The following is a 26,294-nucleotide window of genomic DNA, read 5'->3' as shown; positions in this document are numbered from 1 at the left end:
ATTATTTACCTTTCTTTCCAGCAACTGTTTTTCTAGGACCTTTACGTGTACGAGCATTTTTCTGAGTTGATTGTCCACGTACAGGTAATCCTTTACGGTGTCTAATTCCACGGTAACATTTAATTTCCATTAAACGTTTGATGTTTAAAGTAACTTCTCTTTTTAGATCACCTTCAGTTGTATATTTTGCAGCTGCTTCACGAATTCTTTGTAATTCATCTTCGCTTAAGTCTTTAACACGAACATCTTCGCTAATTTTAGCTTCTTTTAAGATTTGTTGTGCTGTTGTTTTACCAATACCGAAAATGTAAGTTAATGAAATAACTACACGTTTATCGTTTGGAATTTCTACGTTTAAAATACGTGCCATTTAATTTCCTTTCCTAATTATCCTTGTCTTTGTTTGTGTTTTGGTAACGCACAAATTACACGGATAATTCCTTTACGCTTAATGATTTTGCAGTCTTTACACATTTTTTTAACACTTGCTCTAACTTTCATAGTTTCTCCTTTGTTATTTGTGTCTATAGACTATACGTCCTTGTGTTAAATCATAAGGACTAAGTTCTACATCAATTTTGTCTCCTGGTAAAATACGAATTTTATTAACTCTCATTTTTCCAGAAATGTGTGCTTTAATTACTGTGCCGTTTTCTAGTTCAACAGTGTATTGATCTGTTGAGTGAACTACTTTAACAACACCTAAGATTTTGATAGCGTCTTTAGCCAATTAAATTCCTTTCGTAAGTACGATACCTTTACCGTCTTTTATTAATACAGTGTGTTCATAGTGGGCAGTGTTTGAACCATCAGCAGATACGACAGTTCAACCATCAGCTTGTACTTTAATTTTGGGACATTGAGTAATCATAGGTTCAATACAAATAACCATTCCGTCTTGTAAAAGAGGACCAGTACCTTTTTTACCACTATTTGGTACATTTGGATCTTCGTGTAATTTAGCTCCAATACCATGTCCACAAAATTCTGATGGTGTATATAAATTGCTCTTCTGAATATATTTTCCGATTGCGTATGAAATATCACCAATGCGTGCACCTTTTTTAATTGCATTCAAACCAGCCATAAATGCATTTTTAGCTACACTAATTATTTTATGGTCAGTAATTGTTATATTACCAACTCCTTTGGTGAAAGCACTATCGGAATTGTATCCTTGATAAATACATCCTAAATCAACTTTGACAATGTCTCCGTCTTTTATGATGTAATCACTTGGAATACCGTGGATCAATTCTTCATTTACGGATATACAAGCCGTTGCGGGAAAACCATATAGACCTAAAAAGGCAGGTTTTGCACCACGAGATGTTATTTCTTTAAAAGCTAATTGATCGATTTCTTTTAAAGAAACCCCTGGTCTTACAAAGTCATAAACAATTTGTTTAACTTCTGCCAAGATTTGACAGCTTCTAGTAATTTTTTGTATTTGATCTTTAGTTTTTACATAACTCATAAAATTACTACCTTCTATCATATAACTCATTTTTATATAAAAAATGAGTAAAATTATGCGTTTACATATTTGTAATTTAATTTTACCAAAATAAATTTTTTAAATTATAGTATGGGCAAGTTTTTTAAGCCTACAGCATAGGGCAAAACAAAAAAATAAACCAAAAGGCTTATTTTACTTAATAATATTTAATACTTGGTTAGCTACTTCTTGAGGTGATACAGAAGCATCAATTTCAAACAGTAAACCTAATTCATTATAGTAGTTAAATAATGGAGTAGTTTGTTCATTATAAACTTGTAAACGATGCAATACTTTTTCTGGTTGATCATCTGCACGAATAATAAGTTTTTCACCATCTAAATCACAATGTTCTGCAACTTTAGGTTGTTTGAAGCTAACATGATAACCGGTTGCACATTTAGGACAAGTTCTACGACCACTAAGACGTTCTAGAACTGCATCTGTAGATACGTTCAGTTTAATAACATAAAAGTTATTTCCGTATTCATTTGATAAAAATTTAGCTTGTTCAATAGTACGTGGATAACCATCTAAAATAAATTGTTGGTTAGATGCATTTAATTTATCAATTGCTTGTTTAACAATTGCGTTTGTAATTTCATCTGGTACATATCCACCACTTTGTACAATTTGTTGTACTTTTGTTCCTAGTGGTGTTTGATTTTTAATTTCGTTTCTGAAAATATCACCTGTTGATAAGTGAATTACATTAATTTCATTTTTAAGGATATTTGCGACAGTACCTTTTCCAGATCCTGGCATACCCATAAAAATAATGTTTTTGTTTATCATAATAATCCTTCGTTTTTAGTTGTATCTTGATCGTAATTTTCAAGATTGTAGCTAGCGGCTCTTTTTTGTTTAGCTAAACGAGCTGATTTTGAACGAGCTTGAATTTGTCCAAATGTTTCAAGTGATACCGATACTAAAATCATAAGTGAAGTACCACCAAAGGCTATTGATTGTTGTACTCCAAGCATAATTTCAATAAATTGCATTCCACCTAGTAATACTAAATAAAATGATGAAAAGAAACTTAATCTTAAAACAATAGAAATTAAGTAATCTTGCGTTTCTTCACCAGGACGAACCCCAGGCACAAAGGTTGAGTTTTTAATAAAGTCTTCAGCAACCTTATCAATTTTAGATTGTTGAATACCCATAATTAGGGCAAAAACAAAAGTGATAACAACTAGTAAACTAAATCCTAAAGGTTGAGTAAACTGTAAGTTTCTTTGCACTCATAATGTACCGAAAGTAGGTTTTGGTAATAAGTTAGTTACCATTGTTGGAAGTGAAAGCACCATCATTGCGAAAATGATTGGCATAATTCCACCTGGATTTAATTTAATTGGTAATTTACCGATATCTTTAATCTTTTTAGCTCTTCCAACTCCAACTTGTTGAATTGGCACATGTCTTTCAGCAGCATATACAATTGCTACAACAATAAGTACTAATATAAAACTAATAACATAAATAAAGAAGTTGACAGTTGATACTAATTTATCTGATCCTTGAACAAATAAATACGCATCTTTAAACTGGAACGGCAATCTTGACGCAATTCCTGTAAAAATAAGTAAGCTTGTACCATTACCAATTCCATGATTAGTAATTTGTTCAGAAATAAAAATTGCAAAAAGAGTACCCATAATTAAAAATAATGGCAATACAAAAAAGGTCAATGTGTTATGTGATATTCCACTATTACCTGGGTCAATTTGAATAAAGAAGTTAACCCCAGAAGAAAGACCTTTGGTGAAAAAAATCGCTTGAGGTACAGCAATAATTAATGTAACAAAACGAGTGATAATATTAATTTTTCTTCTACCAGCAGGGCCTGATTGACTTAATTTATAAATTGGTTTAAAAATTTTAGTCTGTAAGATCATCATAATTAACGATGCGTTAATAAATGGACTAATTCCTAGTGAAAAAATAGAAAACTGTCTTAGTCCACCACCACCAACTAAATTTAATGTATTTAGAAATTGGTTATTAGCAAAATTACTTTGAAGCGTTCTTACAAACGGTAATGTAATTGTAGTTCCAATCACAAAAATGATTAATAAAACACAAGTGTAAACAAACTTTTTAAACAAACCTTTTGTTTGTCAAAAATGTTTTCATTTGCTTCTAAAATGTAGAAATTTCTGTGTGAAACTGATTTGATTTTTATTATGCAAATTTACCTCTCTGAATATTCTAATTAATTATATATTAATTAGCTGATAAAATGCATATATTAATCAAAAAATTATGTTTTATTTTAAAAATTTTTTGGTATAAACTTGAGCAATTCATACTTAAGTATTTTAGTGTCTTTAACTATTTAAATTAACTAATGTATAAGCTTTATTTAGGATAATTTATTGCATGATAAATGAATTAGATTAATAAAAAATATTTAAAAAAAGTATAAAAAAAGCCCTCTTGGGCAATGTTCTTTCAAAACTGAATAGTAAATAATAATTCATTAAAATGTCTGAATATACATTTCAACTTTTAAACCTATCAATTTATTAGTAATGGTCAGCTAAATGTGTTACCACACGTACACTTCCATCCTATCAACCTCGTCGTCTACAAGGAATTTCAAGGGAATACTCATCTCTGAGGAGGCTTCCCACTTAGATGCTTTCAGCGGTTATCCTTTCCGTACTTAGCTACCCAACTGTGCTTCTGGCGAAACAACTGGAACACCAGCGGTACGTCCACTCCGGTCCTCTCGTACTAAGAGCAGCTCTCATCAATATTCCAACGCCCACATCAGATAGGGACCGAACTGTCTCACGACGTTCTGAACCCAGCTCGCGTACCGCTTTAATTGGCGAACAGCCAAACCCTTGGAACCGACTCCAGCTCCAGGATGCGATGAGCCGACATCGAGGTGCCAAACCTTGCCGTCGATGTCATCTCTGGGCAAGATAAGCCTGTTATCCCCAGGGTAACTTTTATCCGTTGAGCGACTACCGTTCCATAACGTATAGCCGGATTGACTAAGTCCTGCTTTCGCACCTGCTCGACTTGTAGGTCTCGCAGTCAAGCACACTTCTACCTTTGCGCTCTGCATACGGTTTCTGACCGTATTGAGTGTACCTTTGAACGCCTCCGTTACCTTTTAGGAGGCGACCGCCCCAGTCAAACTACCCACCACACACTGTCCCCTACCGGATAACGGTAGCAGGTTAGAAACTCAACATACCAAGGGTGGTATTTCAACGGCGACTCCTCTGAGGCTAGCGCCTCAAAATCAATGTCTCCCACCTATCCTACACATGTTAGGCCAAGTTCCAATACGAAGTTGTAGTAAAGCTCCATGGGGTCTTTTCGTCTTGATGCGGGTACCTAGCGTTTTCACTGGACCATAATTTCACCGAGTCCAACGTTGAGACAGTTGAGAGATCATTGCGCCTTTCGTGCAGGTCAGTATTTAGCCGACAAGGAATTTCGCTACCTTAGGACCGTTATAGTTACGGCCGCCGTTCATCCGGGCTTCACTTCAACGCTTCGCATAAAGCTAACGCATCCGCTTAACCTTCGGACACTGGGCAGGCTTCACCCCCTATACATCACCTTACGGTTTAGCAGAGAGCTGTGTTTTTGATAAACAGTTGCCCCTCACAATTACTGTGGCCATCTTTTTAGGGATGGCACCCTTTCTCGCGAACTTACAGGGTAATTTTGCAGAGTTCCTTAACGTTGGTTTTCTCGCTCGCCTTAGAATACTCATCTTGGGAACGTGTGTCCGTTCTCGGTACAGGTAGCATAAATTTTATAACGCTTAGAAGCTTTTCTAGGAAGCATGAAGCCACACAATTCGCACAAAAGTGCTATGCATCGTACATTGTAGTATTAGAGTACGCATTTAACTATACTCACCACTTTGCACTTACCCCTAAATCCAATAATAGGTAGTGCTCTCCTTCTCCGTCACTCCATCACTTATTTACGCTAGTACAGGAATATTAACCTGTTGTCCATCGGATACGCCTTTCGGCCTCTCCTTAGGTCCTGACTAACCCTGGGTGGACGAACCTTGCCCAGGAAACCTTTCCCAATAGGCGTCGTGGATTCTCACCACGAATCGTTACTCATACCGGCATTCTCACTTCTAAGCGCTCCACCAGTCCTCACGGTCTGACTTCGCCGCACTTAGAACGCTCTCCTAACGTATTTTCATACCCATAGCTTCGGTATTGTGTTTTACTCCCGTTAAATTATTGGCGCATGATCTCTTGACTAGTGAGCTATTACGCACTCTTTAAAGGATGGCTGCTTCTAAGCCAACCTCCTAGTTGTTTATGAAATCACACAACCTTTCTGACTTAACACAATTTTGGGACCTTAGCTGATGATCTGGGTTGTTGCCCTCGCGAGCCGGGACGTTAGCACCCCGGTTCCGACTGCCTGATAATACACAATGGTATTCGGAGTTTGATTATAGTCAGTACCGCTAGGCGCGGCCATTCCATATTCAGTGCTCTACCACCAAAGTTTAACATCAGACGCTAGCCCTAAAGCTATTTCGGAGAGAAACAGCTATCTCCAAGTTCGATTGGAATTTCTCCGCTATCCACAAGTCATCCGGGCACTTTTCAGCGTACTACGGTTCGGCCCTCCACTTGGGGTTAACCAAGCTTCAGCCTGCTCATGGATAGATCACATGGTTTCGGTTCTATGTCAACATACTAGACGCCCTATTCAGACTCGATTTCTCTACGGCTCCGCTTTTTTCTACTTAACCTCGCATGTTAACATAACTCGCCGGTCCATACTGCAAGATGTACGCCATCACGCATTAACGCGCTCTGACTACTTGTAAGTAAGTGGTTTCAGAATCTATTTCACTCCCTTTTCAGGGTTCTTTTCACCTTTCCCTCACGGTACTAGTTCGCTATCGGTGTCTGGTTAGTATTTAGCCTTACCGGATGGTCCCGGCAGATTCAGACAAGGTTTCACGTGCCTCGCCCTACTCAGGATACTATCAGAAGATTATGACATTTCGCATACAGGAGTATCACCTTCTATGCTTAAGTTTCCCAACTTATTCTGCTATATCATAATTTTGTAACTTCGTGTAGATAGTCCTACAACCCCACTAAATCGTGGTTTGGGCTCTTCCAATTTCGCTCGCCGCTACTAATGGAATCATTATTTATTTTCTCTTCCTGTTGCTACTAAGATGTTTCAGTTCACAACGTGTCTCGCAAATATTCCTATGTATTCAGAATATAGCAACTAGAAATTACTCTAGTTAGGTTCCCCCATTCGGAAATCCCCGTTTCGTAGCTCATATCCAGCTCCACGAGGCTTATCGCAGGTAATCGCGTCCTTCATCGACTTCCAGACCCAAGGCATCCACCACAAACTCTTACTTATTTAAAAGTGTAACAATATGACCTATTGTTGATGTATATTCAAAGACATTTCAATAAATTATTATTTTTACATAATAATTACTCGGTATCAATATCAAAACAAATTAACCATTTTATTAATTTATTTACAATTTGATGTCGTTGTAATATCTTTACTATTCAGTTTTCAAAGAACATTAAGAGAGAAAGTTCTCTCAAAACTAGATATATCAAAGGACTATTAACTTTGTACATGACGCTTAAATAATTAAATATGAAATAGTCTTGTTAAGGTTGTATCATCGTAAGAACGATTATTGTACTCTGTAGAAAGGAGGTAATCCATCCCCACGTTCTCGTAGGGATACCTTGTTACGACTTCACCCCAGTCACCAGTCCTGCCTTAGGCAGTTGTCTCCGTAGTTAACAAAACCGACTTCGGGCATTACCAGCTCCCATGGTGTGACGGGCGGTGTGTACAAGACCCGAGAACGTATTCACCGTAGCGTAGCTGATCTACGATTACTAGCGATTCCGACTTCATGTAGTCGAGTTGCAGACTACAATCCGAACTGAGAACGGTTTTTTGAGATTTGCTCCACGTCGCCGTATTGCGTCTCTTTGTACCGTCCATTGTAGCACGTGTGTTGCCCCACTCGTAAGAGGCATGATGATTTGACGTCGTCCCCACCTTCCTCCGGATTACTCCGGCAGTATCCCTAGATCATCTAACTAAGGAAAAGGGTTGCGCTCGTTGCAGGACTTAACCGAACATCTCACGACACGAGCTGACGACAACCATGCACCATCTGTCATTCCGTTGACCTCCACTATATCTCTATAGCTTTGCGGAAGATGTCAAGAGTGGGTAAGGTTCTACGCGTATCTTCAAATTAAACCACATGCTCCACCGCTTGTGCGGATCCCCGTCAATTCCTTTAAGTTTCACTCTTGCGAGCATACTACTCAGGCGGATGATTTAATGCGTTAGCTGCGCCAATGGATTCCATTAGCTAATCATCATCGTTTACAGCGTGGACTACCAGGGTATCTAATCCTGTTTGCTCCCCACGCTTTCGTCTCTCAGTGTCAATATGTGCCCAGTTAGCTGCCTTCGCCAAGTTGGTGTTCTTCCTAATATCTACGCATTTCACCGCTTCACTAGGAATTCCGCTAACCTCTACACAATTCTAGTATGCCAGTATCCAACGCGATTTGGGGTTGAGCCCCAAGTTTTGACGCCAGACTTAACACACAACCTACAGACGCTTTACGCCCAATAATTCCGGATAACGCTTGCAACCTATGTATTACCGCGGCTGCTGGCACATAGTTAGCCGTTGCTTTCTGACAAGGTACCGTCAAGGTAAGTTCATTTCCTAACCTACTTTTTCTTCCCTTATAACAGCAGTTTATAACCCGAAGGCCTTCCTCCTGCACGCTGTGTCGCTCCATCAGGCTTTCGCCCATTGTGGAAAATTCCCTACTGCTGCCTCCCGTAGGAGTCTGGGCCGTATCTCAGTCCCAGTGTGGCGAATTAGTCTCTCAACCCCGCTAAACATCATCGCCTTGGTAAGCCATTACCTTACCAACTAGCTAATGTTACGCACCCCAATCTTCCAGTGAGGGAAACCCCCCTTTTATATATCTATCATGCGATAAATATAAGTATCCGGTATTAGCGCTAATTTCTCAGCGTTATCCCAATCTGAAAGGCATGTTAAGTACGTGTTACTCACCCATTCGCCGCTAAGTCCGAAGACTTCGCTCGACATGCATGTATTAGGCACACAGCCAGCGTTCATCCTGAGCCAGGATCAAACTCTCGAAAAAATTGACTGTCATGTATTGTATATATCTAGTTTTCAAAGAACTTTATAGTTCGCAATTTTTGTTTGCTTAATTATTATATATTAAAAAAATTTTTACAAAAATAATTTTTTAACTTTTTTTATTAATAACAAATTATTAATAATTGCTAATAATTAAGGCTTCTGTTTAGTTGCTTAATTATTATAACAATAAACAAAATAAAACAAAAACTTTTTTTAAATTATTTTAAAAATTTAGATCGAATAAAAAATATCCACATTATATGGATATTATTGTTGTTATTTCGTCTTAGCTTTTAATCTTTTAGCTGATACATGACCGTTAATAATTTTTTCTAAAACTTCTATTGAATAATTAAATGGATTAAAGTTTAAGTAAATCTTTTTAGTTCTATACATAACTTTAATTAATCCTAAATCTCTATCAAAAACTTTCATATATCACTGAAAGTCTTTAGATTCAATTATGTTTCTTATCGTATCATTGATAGTTGGTAAATTAACTATAAATTGAATAGTATTTAGTTTTGGATCTAATTTAATTAAAACAAATGGGCTTAACATCTTAATAAAGAATTCAAATTCATCATATATCATTTTGAATAATTCTTTATAAGCCATACTTTGTGTTTTAAAGTTAAGAAAAACAATTCTTCTATCCTTTATTAGTCCAAGGTTTTCATAAAATAAGTAAAATTCTCTTAAAACACGTCTAGGTATTGTGCCTAGGTTTGTATAAAGATCAGACATTAGCAACTTATCATTACTTTTATAAAATTTTTGTAAATGTAAGTGTAATCTGTAAACATTTGCAAATGTACAATTAGTTAATTTTTTGATTGGGAATTTAATATCTCTAGCATATCAATGAGATCTAACTTCATTGGCATTAAACGAAACAAAAGTATTTCTTAAGGTTCTAAAACGAATTAAGTAATTATATTGAAAAGCATTAATGTATTTTTTAACGACTTCTTTTAAATGAGCTAAATTATTTAATTGCGCTAAAAAATAAATTGGTGGCTCGATATTTTTAATGCCATCAATTGGTAATCATTTCAAATTTCATGCTTTTAAATTATTTTCGTTAAAAATTAGTTTAATTTTATGAATATCGGTAATTTCAAAAAACTTTTTAAGTTCTAATTGACTATTTCCAATGTCAACAAAAACTAATATTGCATAAATAAAATTATTATTGTCGTGAAATATATAATAAGTATTATCAATTTTATGCTTGAGGTCTTTGGTAGCATAAACTTTTAAACTTAGTGATTGATTTTTACTAAGATTAAAAACTTTAGTAAAAATAAACATAATGTCATTCAAAGAGCGCTGTAATACTCTATCTGACTTATTCAAAAAGATATTAAACATTAAAATACTCTAATAGTATACACCAATTTTTTGAGATTTGTTAAATAATTTTTAATTTCTTGCTCATCTCTATGCATACTAACATTATTATTATATAGTTATTGTTCAAATATAAAAGAAAATAAAAAATTGGTAATTGAATAATTACCAATTTTAATTCTATTGTATAGGTACTATAAATTTAGTAAATGGTGCGAACGAATGGACTTGAACCATCGACCTCACGATTATCAGTCGTGTGCTCTAACCAGCTGAGCTACGCTCGCATGTATGTCTATTATATTACAAAATTTATAATAGACAAGAAAATATATAAAATAAATTAACGTTTTGAGAATTGTCTTGCACGACGTGCTGCACGTAGACCAGGTTTTTTACGTTCTTTAGCTCTTGCATCTCTAGTTAACATTCCAGCTGCTTTTAATGCTGCACGGTAGTCAGCACTAGCCTCTAATAATGCTCTAGCAATTCCTAATCTGATTGCTCCAGCTTGACCACTTAATCCACCACCTTGTACACGTACTGATACATCAAATTTTCCTAATGTTTCAGTTAAAACAAATGGTTGGTTAGCGTCTTTTAAATAAATGTCAGATGTTAAATAGTCACGAGCTTCACGTTTGTTGATAACGAATTTACCTTTACCAGGTGTTAATTTAACACGTGCTACAGAAGATTTTCTTCTTCCTAAACCACGGTATTCAATAGCTTTAGTCATAATTATCTAACCTCTAGTCTTTCTGGATTTTGTGCTTCGTGCTTGTGTTCTGGACCTGCATAAACAAATAAGTTACGACGTTGTTTGTCACCTAATTTTGTGTGGGGTAACATTCCTGAAACCGCTTTTTCGATTAAAGCTGTAGGTTTTTTAGCTCTTAATTTAGCTGCAGTAATGCTTTTTAAACCACCTGGGTAACCTGAGTATGAGTAGTAAACTTTATCTTCTTCTTTATTAGCTGTTAAAATAACTTTTTCAGCGTTAATAATAATAACGTTATCACCCATATCTGTGTGTGGTGTAAAGTTTACTTTTGTTTTCCCTCTAAGTGTTGAAGCAACAAATGCTGCTAAACGTCCTAACACTTGTCCTTCAGCGTCAATAACATATCATTTTTTTTCTACATTATGCTTATTTACTATAGTAGTTTGTCTCATGTTATCCTCCTACGTTAATTTGTTAATTGGTTGGTTTGTTAAATTGCTTTATTATTATACCACAGAAAAATTTAGACGAAAATAAATTATTTTGCAAAATAAAGCGATCGAAAAAACACATTTTGCTGTTAATTTATTATATACTAAATTTTTCAGAGATAAAAAATAAATGTTGCAAAAACATTTATTTTTCTGATCGTGTACTATAACAGTTCAATTCCTTCTTTACGAAGTTCTTCTCTATATTCTTCTGGTCAGTAGCTAGCTTGTACTTCACCAATGTGTTGTTTTTCTAAAAGTACCATACTTACTCTACTTTGTCCAATTCCACCACCAATTGTAAGTGGTAGTTCGTTATTTACGATTTGTTTATGGTATGGAGATAATTTTTCTACTTCATCTTTTGTTAGTCCGCTTTGTTCAACAATTGAAGTAGCATCAACTCTAATTCCCATTGAAGATAGTTCAATAGCACGATCATTAGCTTCTGAATAAACAATTAAATCACCATTTAGTTTTCAATCATCATAGTCAAAAGCACGTTTAGAATGCGCAATACCTGATTTTAATGGATAACCAATTTCATAAATAAAAATTGCTCCGTATTCTTTTGCTGCTAAATATTCACGTTCGTCAATTGATAAATTAGGATATCTATCTTCTAAATCTTGTGATTTGATAAAGTGAAGTTCTTCAGGTAATTTAGTAGTTAAACTTGGATATAATTCGTGTAATTGTTTTTGAGTATCAACTATTGATTTATAAATTCTTTGAGCTGAATCAAATAAAAATCTTAAGTGGCGATCTTTATCTAAAATCACTTTTTCTCAATCTCATTGATCTACATAATATGAATGAGTTGCATCTAAAGTTTCTTCTCTTCTAATTGCATTCATATCAGTGTATAAACCTTCATATGGAGCAAAATGATATTTTTGCAATGCATCACGTTTTCATTTAGCTAATGAATGCACTACTTCAAGTCTTTCATCTGAATTTAGAGGTAAAAATCAAACCGGTGCTTCTCCACATAAACCATCGTTTAATCCTGATGCTTTAGAAACAAAAAGCGGAGCTGTAGCACATGTTAAATTTAAATTTTTACGTAAATTAGCTTGAAATAAGTTTTTTAAATCTTGAATTGCACTTTGTGTTTGACGTACACTTAATTTTGGTATATACATAGTTCTCCTATCAAGGTTTTAGCTTAATTTTTGTAATAAAAAAATTATATAATAAAACGGTATGAAACAAACAACAAAATATACAAGAAAGAGAATTAAATCAACTGTTTTAGCGTTTAGTTTTCTGTATAAAATCAAAACTATACAAGGCAAGTTGTTAGTTATAACTCTTGTTGGATTGGTAATGGGATTATTTGGAGTATTTTTACTCCAAAATACTGGATTATACGCTCTGGGTCTAGAAGCGTTTGGGCAAGGAATTGGAAATTTAGCTTACTATTTAATCGGCTCATCTACTGCTGGATATGTAGCTTTTAACATTTGCTTTTGAGGAATATATTTTGTCTTAAATATTCCTCTACTAGTTTTATCTTATAAAAAGATTAGTAAAGAATTTACTTTTTATACTTGTTATTATTTATTTTGCTTTACTTTGTTTGGTATTGGTTTTGGATTTATTCCTGGTATTAGTAAAGTCTATTTATTTGCTAATTTAAATGCTAATTCACCAGTGTTTTTTAGTTCTGAACAAGTGAAAATAATTTTATGAGATTACCTAGGTGATTCAACTAAACACATTGCTGTCTTTTTATATTCAATAGGATGAGGATTTTTACAAGGACTAGCTGCTTCATTTATTATCATTTTAGCTGGAAGTACTGGTGGATTTGATATTTTAGGTATGTATATAGCTAAAATTAAACAACGTGACATTGCTTCTATATTCTTTATCTTAAATATTATCGCTTTAACTTTAGCCAATATTATTGGAACATATATTCCAGCTAGTTTATCCATTTTAAATAACGCTGCTAGCGCTAGCGATTTATCAGCTAAAGCTTTTGAATTAAATTTATTTATTAGTCCAAACTTTATTGCTGGTTTTGTGATGCTTTTAGTTCATGCTGGTGTAGTTAACTTATCATTTCCAAAATATAAAATGGTGCAAACACAAATCTTTTGTGATACACCATTTGAACTCATTGATTTAATAAACAGTAAATCTGACCGGCAATTTACTTTTTCTATTCATCAAGTCATTGGTGGATATTCAAAGAAACAAAAATTTATGATCACAACAAATACTTATTATTTAGATGCAGCCTACCTATTTCAATTAACTAAAAATATTAATAATGACTTATTTATTTCAATTATTAATATCAAAAAAGGTGATGGATATATGTTTGTTGAAGATTAAAATAATAGCTGACAGTAGTCAGCTTTTTTATATAGTTTATTAACCAATAACAATGTATTTTATGAGTTTGAATAAAAAACAATTTAAAAATAAATAAAAAAACCTAACTATAAAGCAGACTAGTTAGGTTTACACTTATGTGTTCTAGGGGTTAATTGTCGTTAATAATAGTATGATTTATTAATCATTGAATTGGAGCGAGTGAAGGGAATCGAACCCTCATAGTCAGCTTGGAAGGCTGAAGTTCTGCCATTAAACTACACTCGCATTTTAAGTGCAAGAATATTATAACAATATAAATAATATTTTCAAAGTTTATTTTAGAAAAAATTCTAAAATAATGAATATATAGTATTTTTAGTAATAAATATTGGTGCCCCAGACAGGACTTGAACCAGCACGGTATTGCTACCGAGGGATTTTAAGTCCCTTGTGTCTACCATTCCACCACTAGGGCAATTAATAATATTATATATGAATAAGTATAATTATTTAAATAATTCATTATTTTTTAGTGCATTTAATTGCGTTATTGTGTCATTTACCTGATTTACAAATTCTTTTATACTGATTTAATCAGCATAAAAGAATAAATATATTTGTTTGTAATTCTTATTTATGTACACTAATTGTCAAATCATTAAATAAAAACCTCGCTGAAGTTAGTGCGAGGTTTTTTACTACATAATTAATAATTTTCTTTAATACGTTCGTGATTGGTTTTATTTTTAGCTACATATGAATTTACTAAATCTCCATAAGTATATCCCAACTTAATAAATGAACCTAAAGCTAATTCGAAAGCCTCTAAAATTGTTGATTTATTAAGTGTTTGCATCATTTTTGAAACGCTTATAAATAAACTAATAAATTGTTCATTAATGTCTTGATGAACAATTTTTGGTTCAATAGTTGGGTTTAATTCAAATTCATTGGCAAATGTTACAATAAAGTGAAGAATGTCAGCGAATTCTTCTTTAACATAATCACTATTTACTTTTTTGTTGACTTTTCAGTATTTAAAACTTTGAACTTCGTTAATAAATTCTGCTACTTCTACCATTAAAGCAATTAATTTTTGTCTAATGATTTCAGAATTTTTAATCTCTGGGAAGTTTTTTTGACGTTTTATAGTGATTTGATCATCTAGCTCTTTTTGCAATTTAAATATTGTTTCTAAATTCATATTAAAATTATAAACCAATAACAAAAATAATTTAGTTTAGCTAACTAAATACTGCTTTATTGTGGGATTATAACTCAATTATTGCATATTAAAGAGCACAAATGTACTTCACATAAAAATATTTTGAGAGCGAAATTACACATGCTATAGTCCCTAAGACATATAGATGAATATTTTTATTCAGCTTAATTCATTTAATTTATTGTTTAGACATGTGAACAAAAATAACATTATCTTTAGGTTTAAAGTTTAATAAAAAAAAAGTGCAGTTAGACACCAAATTATTTAAATTCGGCTCAACTGCACAATATAATTATTTTAGAAATTTATAGAAGATGATTTTAAGAATTAATGAGTTTCATCTTCGAATTCGATATTAAGGAATTGGGTTTTATTTGTACCATTTCAAAGTCATGTATAAATACCATATGGCGCTTTATATGATCCATTTGTATCAGTAGGCGTATCCATTCTTCCTTCTTCTACATATCAATCTTTTTTTATCTGCATCATAACTTAATTCATTTCAATGATTATTTTTATTAATTTTATCTAATGTAAAGAATGTACGTCTTACAGGTCAATCAGGACCTTGAGTAATCAGATACTTAACATTTTTGATTTTCTTACCGAATCTATTTTCTAAATCAAAATAAATTCTTTTACTTTGTTTACGATCTCAAACAATGTTAACTAATGTAGACTCTTTATTAGATTCATAAACATTTGTATATACCTTTGTTAATATATAATCATGGTCTTGATATTTAGATGTTGTTTTGTTGTTGTTATAAACTTTTAATACTCACTCTTTACTTCTTCCCTTATATGTACCAACTAATTTAAATTCATTTAGACCTGGTTTTAATTTTTCAGGGAAATTAAATACTTTAACTTGGTCAAAATCATCATTACCTAATCTTTTTGGTTCTTGACCATTGAATCTTCAAACAACATCTGGATTAGAATAAGTTTTTGAAAGTTCAATTGAAATTAAATCAATTGCTCCATTTCTATCCACAATTACTGGGGTTAACTCACGCGAGTTTTTACCGAATGATGTATAACCAAATGGCATTAAATGATATCTTCTATTTTCATTGTTACCATATTCGAATGCTGACTGAACTTTGAATTCGTAGAAACCAATTGGGTCTTTAATGTGGATTGATTTAATTATTGTTTCTTCTTTGCCTGTCTCATTGTTATGATATGTTAAAGTAACCTTATAAGTTCCAGTATTTAGTTAACTAGCATTTTTTGCATGTACATTTGTTTTTTCGTAAACACCTGCTTCTTTTTGAATATTGAATAAATTATTAACAAGTTTATTATCATAATAAATGTTTACTTTTAAATTGCGATATTTACTTTGAGTAAATTGATAATCGATATTAATATCATCGCCCATATTGAAAACATTATATGTTTCAGCGTTAAAATTATTTCTATTTGACACAAAAACACTAACTTTGTTGTAATCTAATTCAACTCCAACAAAACCGTTGTTTCCTAAGTTGAATGAGGTATTTTCAAACCTTAGGTTTTCAAAAGTTTTACCTGGTCCTGAAAAATAAAATAAATCATATGGCATATAACAAGTTGAATCATTTGTATAAATAGCTGAATCGTGCACGATAAATACACCTTTGTGTAAACCATTTTTACTTACTCAATTATCGTCTCAACCTATAAACGCAACAGCATGTGGGATAGATCAACCTGCAGGGTAATAAGAAACATCATCTATAGTTCTAGTAAATTGTGATAAACCACTATAGATAGCACCGTTTTGTTTAATTCAATATTTCATCATTTCCACATCTGTATTTTCACGCCAGAAGTTAGTTTCCTTAAATCATTTCGGTGTTACTACATCATAGCTTTTTGATGTACCTTTGGCACTCAACATTGCTCTTAATGCGATAGCTTGCTGTGTATGAGTGTAATATGAAGTATCAAATGGAAAGTCACTTTCAAGTGAAAAACCTAATTCTGCATATTGATTTGGATCCTCATTAGGTGCAGAATAGTTGACAAAATCACCACCTTCACTAAATAATCTAGTTGTAGCGGTAACTAATTCTGATAAGTCAATGTGTTCACCTAGTGATAGTTGTAATGAAGTTTCATAAACTTTTACAGTTGCGAAGTTTCAACAAAAACCATTACTATCTTGTTTAGAACCTGGTAAGTAAAATGAATCTTTAAAATCAAATTTGCCATCTTTTTTATTATAAATACTTTGTCTAATTTGATTTCTTGCATTAATATATCTAGTAAATTCAGGGTTTCTGCCTTCTACAGTGTCATTGGTTCCCTTATTTACTGATTGATTTTTAATATCAGTTAAACTTGCAACAACGTTTATTAAATTATCAGTATTTCTTGACTCATACTGTGGACGATTATTTCTTCTTGATCCAGAATTATTGTTGTTTGAAGAAGAACGATTTCCACCTAAAGCGTTCATTTTTTCTTCTGTAGGAGGTCTTCAATAAGTAACAGTTGAACCAGAGACATGAACAACAGTCCCTTTAGGTTCTTCTGCAGCTGAAGAAGTATTAGATGCAGTTTCGTTAGTGTTAACTTCAGCTACTGATGTGTCAGTATTTGTTTCAAAAGTGTCATTACTTGAATTATCAACACTAGTTGTTGCTTCAGAAGTTTCAGTTTCACCTCTTGTTTCATTAACTCTAGTTTCGTCAACGTTTGTTTCAGGAACAACTGGAGTTTCTGAACTATTTGATGAAGCATAATTGTCAGAATTAGTTGTGTTAACTTCACTATTTGTATTTACAACCACTTCTTTTTTAGTTTCTTCGTTATTTGGTAATTGAACTTCTGCACTAATTTCACTAGAAACATTTGCCACTGAATCGTTTTTCTTATCGTCTTCTTTTTCAGGTGTCATACATGAAGCGCTTAAAAGTAAAGCACTAGTTGAAATTGATGTTAGTCCACTTATAATTAAATATTTATTTTTCTTTTTCATGGATACCTCCATAGCAATATAACTTTTTATATTACATATAAAAAGATCGCTTTTGTTTATATATTAAATTATATAACAGTAGCTATTTAACGAACAATAATAGTAATAATAAATATGATGTTTGTGCAAAATTCGCACATTTAAAATAATCTAAACACATGAATTTTTAGTGTAAAAAAATTAAAATAGTCGTAAATTCAGTGTTTTAGGTCAAAAACTTTAATAAAAAAATGCAAGCCAAACTTGCATTTTTATTTTTGTAATTATTAATTTGAAAATTAGTCTCAACTATCACTAATATCAATATCATCGGCTGTGAAGTTATCAAAGTAATCATCAGCGGTTTCTTGACTACGTTCAATCATTTCTTGAATTTCATTGTAATTATCGCCCATATCAAAGTATTTTGAAGGTGTGTCAACTAATGAAAAGTTTTTATCAAAGTAAGTTTGTGGGTTTGGTAAATCGTATTTACCTTTTCTTTCGTAATTACAGTTTGTTCCTGCAGGAATTTTAAGTCCTAAAATGATATTTTCTTTTAGTCCTTCAAGATTATCTGAACGATTTGCAATTGCAGAGTTAACTAAAATTTTAGCAGTTTCTTGATATGAAGCAGCAGCTAAGAATGAATCACTAAGAAGTGGTGTTTGTTTAGCTCCACGAATTTTAACTTCACCAAATGCAGGTTTTTTACCTTCTGCAATTAATCTACCATTTTCTCTTTGATATACAAATGTATCGACTAAACCACCTCTAAAGAAGTTAGAATCTCCTGGGTCTAGAATCATAATTTTTGAAAGCATTTGTCTAATGATGATTTCAATGTATTTATCTGAAATTGAGATACCTTGTAAACGATATAGTCTTTGAATTTCTTTTAGTAAGTAGTTTTGAACTGCACGAGCATCAGCACATTGAAGTAATTCATTAAGAATAATTGGTCCTTCAAAGATTTTTTGTCCTGGTTTAACTCTATCACCTTCTTTTACACGGCATTTTTGTGATGATTTACCGTTTTTAGAAATAATATCGTATGAACCATTTGTGTTTTTGTATTGAATTTCAACTACAGTTGTATCAGTTTCATTACCAGCTTTATCTTTAGCTTTGTAAATTCTTTTTACAACTCCATATCTGTCTGAAATAACAGCAGGACGACCTCAAGGGAAGTCATAAGCATCGATTAACTCAATAAGTCTACCAAAACCACCTGTAATATCTGAAACCCCAGCAACCCCTCCGGTATGGAAGGTACGCATAGTTAGCTGTGTACCAGGTTCTCCAATTGATTGAGCAGCAATAACCCCAACAGCTTCACCAATGTTTACGATTCTGTTAGTTGCTAAATCTTTACCATAACAACGTTTACATACACCATTTTTAGTATGACAAGAAAGCACTGAACGAATGTCAACTTCTGTAATACCATGTTTATTGATAATTTCGTCAGCTAAACTAGCTGTAATTAAAGTGTTTTTAGGCACTAAAATACTATTATCTTTTGGATTATAAACTGGTTTGTTTGTAAATCTTCCTTCAATTCTATCACGTAAGCTTTCGATAACTGTATCTGTTTTAGTATCTTTAATATCTTTAACTAAGAATCCATAGTCACTTCCACAGTCATCTTCTCTAACAACAATACCTTGAGCTACATCGACTAATCTACGTGTTAAGTACCCTGATTTAGCTGTGTTTAACGCAGAGTCAGTTAGACCTTTACGAGCACCGTGAGTAGATGAATAGAACTCATATGCACTAAGTCCGTCAAGGAATGATGATTTAACTGGAATTTCAACAGTTGAACGAACCACACGGTCGTTTTCAGCATCGGCTTTAAGAACTTTGGCGTTGTTTTGCATCAATCCACGCATACCAGCTAACTGAGTAAAGTTAGATGCATTACCACGAGCACCAGATGTGAACATCATAAATAATGGGTTATTTAAATCTGATTTAGTAACTTCTTTAAGGTCTTTTTCAATTTCTGATTTAATTTCTGTTCACTTGTTAATTACTAGATTGTAACGTTCATCATCAGTTAGGTAACCTAATTCAAAGTATTCAGATAATTGTTCAATATATTTATCACCATCACTAATTTTTTCTTTAGTTGTATCTAAAGTAGTAATGTCAGTAATTGAGATTGTTGTACCTGAAACAGTTGAATATTTAAATCCTAAATCTTTGATTGTATCTAGAATAGAAGCAACATAGTTAGTGTATTCAAATCAAATAGTTTCTAATGCACGTGTGTATTCGTCAATTGTCCATTGAATTTTTGATGTTTCTAGTTTAGCATTAGCGTTATCGTATTGAATAGAATCGAATGTTTTAATAATTAAATTGTTGATTAATTCAGCATGTTCAAGTGAAATTTTTTCGTGGTTGTAGTCTAACATTTTCTTACATTGATCAAGTGAATCTCTGTAGTTAATTTGTGTAGTTTGACTAATAACTTCTGCAATATCTTGCATTGTTATAACAGCAACAAATTTGTCGTAAATTTGACGAACTAGTCATGATACGTCTTTTTTGTTTAAAGCTACATTAACATTCATTTGTTTGATTTTTTCAACAAAATCATCACCGTATTTAAGTGTGTAGTGAGATAAATGTTTTTCTGAAGTATGAATTACTTCTTTTTCAACTACTTTTTCGTTTCCGTTTGAATCGAATTTAACTGTTCTTTCAACATATTTACCAAAAATAAATTCAAAATCACTTGGTAATTCAGAGTTTAAGATAAATTTACCAACTGTTGAAACTAAGTATGCATCATCAGGTTGAGCCTTTCTAGTAACACTATTTTTACCTAATGATTTAATTGGAATAACAACTCTTGAGTGTAATGAAACTAATCCACGTTCGTAAGCTAGTTTCATATCATCTATTGATCCAAAGTATGAACCTTCACCTTTAGCTTCTTCACCACTTTTTTCAATTGTTAAGTAGTAAATACCTAAAATCATATCCTGTGATGGGTTAGCAATAGGTTCTCCATCTTTAGGTCCAAGAATATTTCTTGATGAAAGCATTAATTCTTTAGCTTCTCTAACAGCAGCTTCAGAAATAGGAACGTGTACAGCCATCTGGTCACCGTCGAAGTCAGCGTTAAACGCTGCAGTTACAAGTGGGTGTAGTTTAATAGCTTTACCACGAATTAAAACAGGTTGGAAAGCTTGAATTGATAAACGGTGCAATGTAGGAGCACGGTTTAATAGAACTGGTCTACCATCAATTGCTCTTTCAACATATGGTCAGATTCTTGGATCTAGCGCATCAATTAACTTTTTAGCTGATTTTACTGATGTAACAGTTGGATCTTCTTTAATTAACAGTCTAATAATTCATGGTTCGAATAATTTAGCCGCCATTCCACGAGGGATACCAACTTCGTGCATTCTTAAGTTTGGACCTACGACAATAACACTACGTCCAGAGTAATCAACACGTTTTCCAAGTAAGTTTTGACGGAAACGTCCTTTTTTACCAGTTAAAGCGTCAGAAATAGATTTAAGTGGGTGTGCATCTTTTGATGTAACTGGTGTAGGTTTTTTACGAGCATTATCAATTAATGAATCGACAGCTTCTTGAATCATACGATACTCGTTTTGTGTGATTAACATCGGAGCATCTTGTTCAATTCATTTTTCAAGTCTGTTGTTTCTAATAATGATACGACGGTATAGTTCGTTAACATCACTAGTTGAATGACGACCACCATCTAATTGAACTAATGGACGTAAATCAGCAGGAATAACTGGCAAGTTATGAATTAACATACTTGTTGGTTTTTGACCTGATTTAATAAATGAGTTAATAATTGTTAGACGTTTGTAAAGTCTTTGACGTTCTTGAATTTTTCCGTCTTTGTTTTCTGAATTTTTTAGAACATTATTTAATGCATCAATTTCAGCTTGAATTTCTTTAGCTTCTTGTTTTAGGTCAATGTTTTCAAGTAAGTATTTGATAGCTTGTGAACCAGTTGAAATTTTAGCTCCTGGTTCATACATTTCAATAATTTCATTGTATTTGTAAAAGTCAATACCAAAGTCTTTTCCTAATTGTGAAGAAGCTTCATCTTTTAGTTCTTGAATTGACATTTCAATGTCTTCATAAGCTTCTGAACCTGGTTCAGCTTTTTGTAACATTTCTTCTAATGCTTCTAAATAAATGTTAGCAGCATCGTTAATGTCAATAATTGTGTTTTTCTTTAGTGATTTTAAAGAACCATTTTCTAAAACGATGTGAGATTTGTAGTAAATTAATTTTTCTAAATCAGCTTTAACAACTGCTTTATTATTATCTAGTCCTCTTAAACCTAATAATTTAGAAATAATAGAGTGGTCAATTTTGAAGAATCAAAAGTGAACAACTGGGTTATGTAATTTAATATGTCCCATTCTACTTCTACGAGTGATTTTAGGTAGAATTTCTGGCTGATATTTTTCACATGAAGGTGTTCTTGTACAAATAGAACCTTCATCTGTTTTTTTGTATTTTGTACCACAAAGTGGACATTTGTAATCAGTCATAGGACCAAAAATTAATTCGTCAAATAATCCACCTTTTTCGGGTTTGTAAGTTTTATAGTTAATGGTTTCTGGTTTAGTAACTTCACCGTGTGATCATTCTAAGATGTCTTCTGATGAAACTAGAGAAAGAGAAACTCTTTGAATGTTTTCTAGTGAAATTTGCTCATTTTTTTTATTCATTGTGGTCTTCTCCTTCTAAATGTTGCATCATTGAACCATCTTCATCGAATTTTTCAGTTTCAATGTCTAATTTCATACCTAAACCTTTTAATTCATAACTTAAAACGTTAAATGATTCAGGTAGTCCAGCTGTTGGTAATTTTTTATCTAATACTAAAGCAGTATATAGTTCATTACGTCCAGCAATGTCATCTGATTTGTAAGTTAAAATCTCTTGTAAAACGTTTGCAGCACCATAAGATTCGATAGCTCAAGTTTCCATCTCTCCGAATCTTTGTCCACCGTTTTGAGATTTACCTCCAAGAGGTTGTTGAGTAATAAGTGAGTATGGTCCAATGCTACGTGCATGCATTTTGTCATCAACCATATGGTTAAGTTTTAGCATATACATCACACCAACTGAAATTGGTTTATCGAATTTTCTACCAGTAATTGGATCGATAATAACTTGTTTTCCAGTTTTATCTAATCCGGCTTCAACTAAAGCATCTTCGATGTCATTTTTCTTAACCCCATCAAATGAAGGAGTAACAAACTTAACACCTAATTTTTTAGCAGCCATACCTAAGTGTAGCTCTAAAACTTGTCCGATGTTCATACGTGAAGGCACACCTTGTGGGTTTAACATAATATCTAATGGTGTTCCATCTTCTAAATATGGCATATCTTCTTCTGGTAAGACAATAGAGATAACCCCTTTGTTTCCGTGACGACCAGCCATTTTGTCACCAACTTTTATTTTTCGTTTTTGTGCAACAGAAACTTTAACAATTTTATCTACACCTTCTTCTAAAACATCACCTTGGTCTCTAGATAAAATTTCAGTGTGAATAATTGTTCCACCATGTCCGTTTTTAACTTTTAGTGAAGTATCTTTTACATTTAAAGGTCTTTGACCTAAAATAGCAGCTAAAAGTTTTTCTTCTTGTGTTGGATTTTCTTCACCTTTTGGAGAAGTTCTACCAACTAAAACATCACCAGGAGAAACCTCTGAACCTACTCTAACAATACCGTTTTCATCTAAATGTCTTCCTGCAGCTCTTGATAAATGTGGTATATCAGCAGTTAATTCATCATTTCCTGCACGTGAATTTCTAAATTGGATTGAGTGTTCTTCGATGTGAATTGATGTAAAGACATCATCTTTAACTAGACGCTCGTTAATAATAACAGCATCCTCAAAGTTATATCCTTTGTAAGTAGTAAAACCAACTAGAACGTTTTTACCAAGTGCCATTTCACCATCTTTAAATGAAGTACCATCAACTAGTAAATCACCTTCTTTAACATAGTCACCGGCTCTAACAATTGGTCTTTGTTGAATTAGTGTACCTTGGTTTGAACGTTCAAAGTTTCTTAATGAATATTGGTCAATTTTACCGTTAGGTTTTTCGATTTTAATTTTTGTTCCATCAACAAATACAACTGTTCCTTCATTTTTAGCAGTTAAGTTATATGAAGAGAATTTAGCAATATCAGCTTCTATACCAGTAGCAACAAGTGGTGCTTCTGATTGAATTAAAGGAACCGCTTGACGTTGCATGTTTGAACCCATAAGTGCACGGTTAGCATCATCGTTTTCTAAGAAAGGAATAGCAGCAGCAGCCACAGAAACAATTTGTTTTGAAGAAACCTCGATAAAATCAATGTCGTTAGGTGTTCCGATTGTATAGTTGTAATTACGTCTAATTGTTAAAACAGGTGAAACAATACGGTTTTCTTCGTTAACTTCAACTGATGATTGAGCAAATGAGTAACCAATTTCTTCACTAGCTGTTAAATAACGAACATCATTGTAATCAACAACACCATTATTAACTTTAAAGTATGGAGTTTTTAAGAATCCTAAATCATCAACTTTAGCAAAAGTAGCGAAGTTTAGGATAAGTCCGATGTTTTGTCCCTCTGGAGTTTCAATTGGACAAATTCTTCCGTAGTGAGTTGAGTGAACGTCACGAACTTCAAACTGTGCAGTATCACGGTTAAGACCACCAGGTCCTAAAGATGTAACACGACGTTTGTTTGAAACTTCAGCAAGTGGGTTGATTTGATCCATGAATTGTGAAAATTTTGAAGAGTTGAAAAATGTCTTCATTTGGTTTGTAATTAACTTGTTGTTTGTAACATTTTTTGGTGTTACTTTTGTAGCTTCTTTAGCACCCATTCTTTCACGAGTTGTTTTTTCTAATTTAGCTAACGCAATAGTTAATTGACCTTCTAATAATTCACCAACTGACACAATACGTTTGTTTGTTAATGAATCCGGATCATCATCTTGCCCAATACCATCTAGTAAGTTGAAGTAATAGTTAATTGCGGCAATGATGTCAGGAAGAATTAAATGTTGTTCTGTAGCTTTTGGGTCAGTTCCGATAACTTTAACTGGCTTATCAGCTTTTTCTAACATTCAAGTTTTTGAAGGGTAAACCTTAATAGCAACATATTTTACACGTTTTTCAAGGTTTTTCTCATTGTTTTTAACATTTAAGTCAAAGTAAACTAATTTTGGATCAATGCTTGGGATAGTTTTTGAGTGAATATCACCTGAAAGCATCGCATCGTGAATTTCTTTAGCAATTTTATGATCAATGTGAGTACCTTTTGGATAAATTTTTCCATTAGCTACTTTTACATCTTCTGCTAAATATGTGTTAACAATACGGTCTAAAACTGAAAGCTTCAAGTTAAGCATATAACGACCAGTTTCAGATAAACTGTAACGCTTTTTATCAAAAAGCATACCTGGAATAAGAGAACGAATAGCTTGAGTTGATGAACGATCACCTTTTCTTAAGCTCGAGAATAATTCAGATTGACAAGCATTCATTAATTCAAGGTGAGCAAATCTTTTTTCTGCACCTTCAGGAAGGTTTGCATTTTCTTTTTTAGCTCTTTCTTCGTTTTCTTTTTCGTCGTAAGCACTTAAAATTTTATCCCTAGATAAAGTTTCATTTAATAAATCACTATCTCCAAATAGTTTGTGGATAGCTGATTTTGTTAAACCAAATGAACCAAGGAAAGTTGCAAGGTTAATATTTTTACTTTTGTCGATTTTAATTTTTACAGTGTCTAATGTTGATGATGTAACTTTGTGTGATACTTCAATTCAAGAACCAATTCTTGGTAAAATTTCAAGTTTGTTGAAAAGGTCACTTGATTGTTTGTTACGAACATTAAGTCCAAAGTAAGCACCTGGTGAACGAATTAACTGAGAAACAATAACTTTTTCAGATCCGTTGATGATAAAACTACCACCTGATGTCATGTATGGGATTTCACCTAGTAAAACGCTTGAAGGTTCTACGATACCAGAGCTTGTTACCTCACTTTTTAATTGAACATGTAGTTTTGCACTAAAGTTTGTTCCTTTAGCTTTACATTTTTTAATTTCCTTACCTTCTTCATCTCCCTTAAATGGAAACTCTCATTTAATGAAGTTATTTGGGTCAGAAAGTTGTAAAGAAACATCCCCTTTAGAAGAAGTAATTGGATAAATTTCTTTTAGGCATTTTTTAACACGCTCTTCGATAAATAATTTGAAACTTTCTTTTCCAACTTCTAAAATGTCAAAAAGAGGAAGACTTTGTTTTGTTACTGAATAGTCTCTTCTTTCTGTGATAGGACCAAACTTACGAACTTTGTATTTTGCTTCTTGCATATTTTTCCTTTCATCTATTTTCATCACAATTTATGAAAATAAACACTCTAAATCGTTGATGATTATGTGCAGGCTAGCTGCTATTTAAATTAGTGCTTATATTTTACCATAAAAACTCATAATT

Annotated in this window: 16 protein-coding genes, 3 tRNA genes and 2 rRNA genes; 1 reads left to right on the top strand and 20 read right to left on the bottom strand. The window is 32.9% G+C overall.

Annotated elements, in window-relative coordinates:
* Position 1: 1 nt before the first annotated feature.
* The 13 genes from rpsM to ACJA23_RS00515 all read right to left on the bottom strand — a co-directional run bounded on the left by rpsM (position 2) and on the right by ACJA23_RS00515 (position 12,412).
* Positions 2-370 carry a 30S ribosomal protein S13 gene (gene rpsM, locus ACJA23_RS00575; protein ID WP_406614293.1) on the bottom strand — a complete coding sequence of 123 codons (369 nt, stop codon included), beginning with the start codon at positions 368-370 and terminating at the stop codon, positions 2-4.
* 17 nt (positions 371-387) lie between these two features.
* Positions 388-501, bottom strand: a complete 114-nt coding sequence (gene rpmJ, locus ACJA23_RS00570; protein WP_406614291.1) for a 50S ribosomal protein L36 — start codon at positions 499-501, stop codon at positions 388-390.
* A gap of 13 nt (positions 502-514) precedes the next feature.
* Positions 515-730 (bottom strand): translation initiation factor IF-1, encoded by a 216-nt coding sequence (infA, locus tag ACJA23_RS00565; protein ID WP_406614289.1) that lies wholly within the window; start codon positions 728-730, stop codon positions 515-517.
* Positions 731-1,498, bottom strand: coding sequence for a type I methionyl aminopeptidase (gene map / locus ACJA23_RS00560; protein WP_406614287.1), 768 nt, complete (start codon positions 1,496-1,498; stop codon positions 731-733).
* Positions 1,499-1,651: 153 nt separating this feature from the next.
* Entirely contained in the window at positions 1,652-2,293 is a 642-nt protein-coding gene (locus ACJA23_RS00555; protein ID WP_406614285.1) for an adenylate kinase family protein, read from the bottom strand.
* Complete coding sequence (secY, locus tag ACJA23_RS00550) at positions 2,287-3,690, bottom strand: preprotein translocase subunit SecY (RefSeq protein ID WP_406614283.1); 1,404 nt, start codon at positions 3,688-3,690, stop codon at positions 2,287-2,289. The genes ACJA23_RS00555 and secY overlap by 7 nt, the downstream gene beginning before the upstream one ends.
* A gap of 315 nt (positions 3,691-4,005) precedes the next feature.
* Positions 4,006-6,892: ribosomal RNA gene (locus ACJA23_RS00545) — 23S ribosomal RNA — on the bottom strand.
* 302 nt (positions 6,893-7,194) lie between these two features.
* A 16S ribosomal RNA gene (locus ACJA23_RS00540) occupies positions 7,195-8,697 on the bottom strand.
* The 16S and 23S rRNA genes sit together here, the layout of an rRNA operon.
* A gap of 278 nt (positions 8,698-8,975) precedes the next feature.
* Positions 8,976-10,013, bottom strand: coding sequence for a hypothetical protein (locus ACJA23_RS00535; protein WP_406614281.1), 1,038 nt, complete (start codon positions 10,011-10,013; stop codon positions 8,976-8,978).
* Positions 10,014-10,262: 249 nt separating this feature from the next.
* Positions 10,263-10,339, bottom strand: a tRNA-Ile gene (locus tag ACJA23_RS00530).
* 56 nt (positions 10,340-10,395) lie between these two features.
* A complete protein-coding gene (gene rpsI / locus ACJA23_RS00525) occupies positions 10,396-10,791 on the bottom strand; it encodes a 30S ribosomal protein S9 (protein ID WP_406614279.1) in 396 nt (131 codons plus the stop codon).
* A 2-nt stretch (positions 10,792-10,793) separates the two neighbouring features.
* On the bottom strand, positions 10,794-11,228 hold the full coding sequence (gene rplM / locus ACJA23_RS00520; protein ID WP_406614277.1) for a 50S ribosomal protein L13: 435 nt from the start codon (positions 11,226-11,228) through the stop codon (positions 10,794-10,796).
* Between the two features lie 203 nt (positions 11,229-11,431).
* Entirely contained in the window at positions 11,432-12,412 is a 981-nt protein-coding gene (locus ACJA23_RS00515) for an aspartate--ammonia ligase (RefSeq protein ID WP_406614275.1), read from the bottom strand.
* Positions 12,413-12,473: 61 nt separating this feature from the next.
* On the opposite strand from ACJA23_RS00515, the gene ACJA23_RS00510 reads away from it, so the two are divergent.
* Positions 12,474-13,613: a YitT family protein gene (locus tag ACJA23_RS00510; protein WP_406614273.1), complete on the top strand. Its 1,140-nt coding sequence runs from the start codon at positions 12,474-12,476 to the stop codon at positions 13,611-13,613.
* 193 nt (positions 13,614-13,806) lie between these two features.
* Here the strand turns inward: ACJA23_RS00510 and ACJA23_RS00505 are convergent.
* The 7 genes from ACJA23_RS00505 to ACJA23_RS00475 all read right to left on the bottom strand — a co-directional run bounded on the left by ACJA23_RS00505 (position 13,807) and on the right by ACJA23_RS00475 (position 26,170).
* A tRNA-Gly gene (locus ACJA23_RS00505) sits at positions 13,807-13,880 on the bottom strand.
* A gap of 104 nt (positions 13,881-13,984) precedes the next feature.
* Positions 13,985-14,070 (bottom strand) — tRNA-Leu (locus tag ACJA23_RS00500).
* Positions 14,071-14,301: 231 nt separating this feature from the next.
* The gene (locus ACJA23_RS00495; RefSeq protein ID WP_406614271.1) at positions 14,302-14,799 is read right to left on the bottom strand and encodes a dUTP diphosphatase; all 498 of its coding nucleotides are present in this window, start codon (positions 14,797-14,799) and stop codon (positions 14,302-14,304) included.
* A 436-nt stretch (positions 14,800-15,235) separates the two neighbouring features.
* Positions 15,236-15,877 carry a hypothetical protein gene (locus ACJA23_RS00490; RefSeq protein WP_406614269.1) on the bottom strand — a complete coding sequence of 214 codons (642 nt, stop codon included), beginning with the start codon at positions 15,875-15,877 and terminating at the stop codon, positions 15,236-15,238.
* 168 nt (positions 15,878-16,045) lie between these two features.
* Positions 16,046-17,794, bottom strand: coding sequence for a hypothetical protein (locus ACJA23_RS00485; RefSeq protein ID WP_406614267.1), 1,749 nt, complete (start codon positions 17,792-17,794; stop codon positions 16,046-16,048).
* A 278-nt stretch (positions 17,795-18,072) separates the two neighbouring features.
* Positions 18,073-22,512 carry a DNA-directed RNA polymerase subunit beta' gene (gene rpoC / locus ACJA23_RS00480; RefSeq protein WP_406614265.1) on the bottom strand — a complete coding sequence of 1,480 codons (4,440 nt, stop codon included), beginning with the start codon at positions 22,510-22,512 and terminating at the stop codon, positions 18,073-18,075.
* Complete coding sequence (locus ACJA23_RS00475; protein ID WP_406614263.1) at positions 22,505-26,170, bottom strand: DNA-directed RNA polymerase subunit beta; 3,666 nt, start codon at positions 26,168-26,170, stop codon at positions 22,505-22,507. Before ACJA23_RS00475 ends, rpoC begins: the two co-directional genes overlap by 8 nt.
* Positions 26,171-26,294: the final 124 nt, after the last annotated feature.

This window comes from Mycoplasma corogypsi, assembly GCF_045276875.1.
GTDB lineage: Bacteria > Bacillota_I > Bacilli_A > Mycoplasmatales > Metamycoplasmataceae > Mycoplasmopsis > Mycoplasmopsis corogypsi.
Note: the sequence above shows the minus strand (reverse complement) of the source record. Positions and strands in the feature narration are given on the sequence as shown.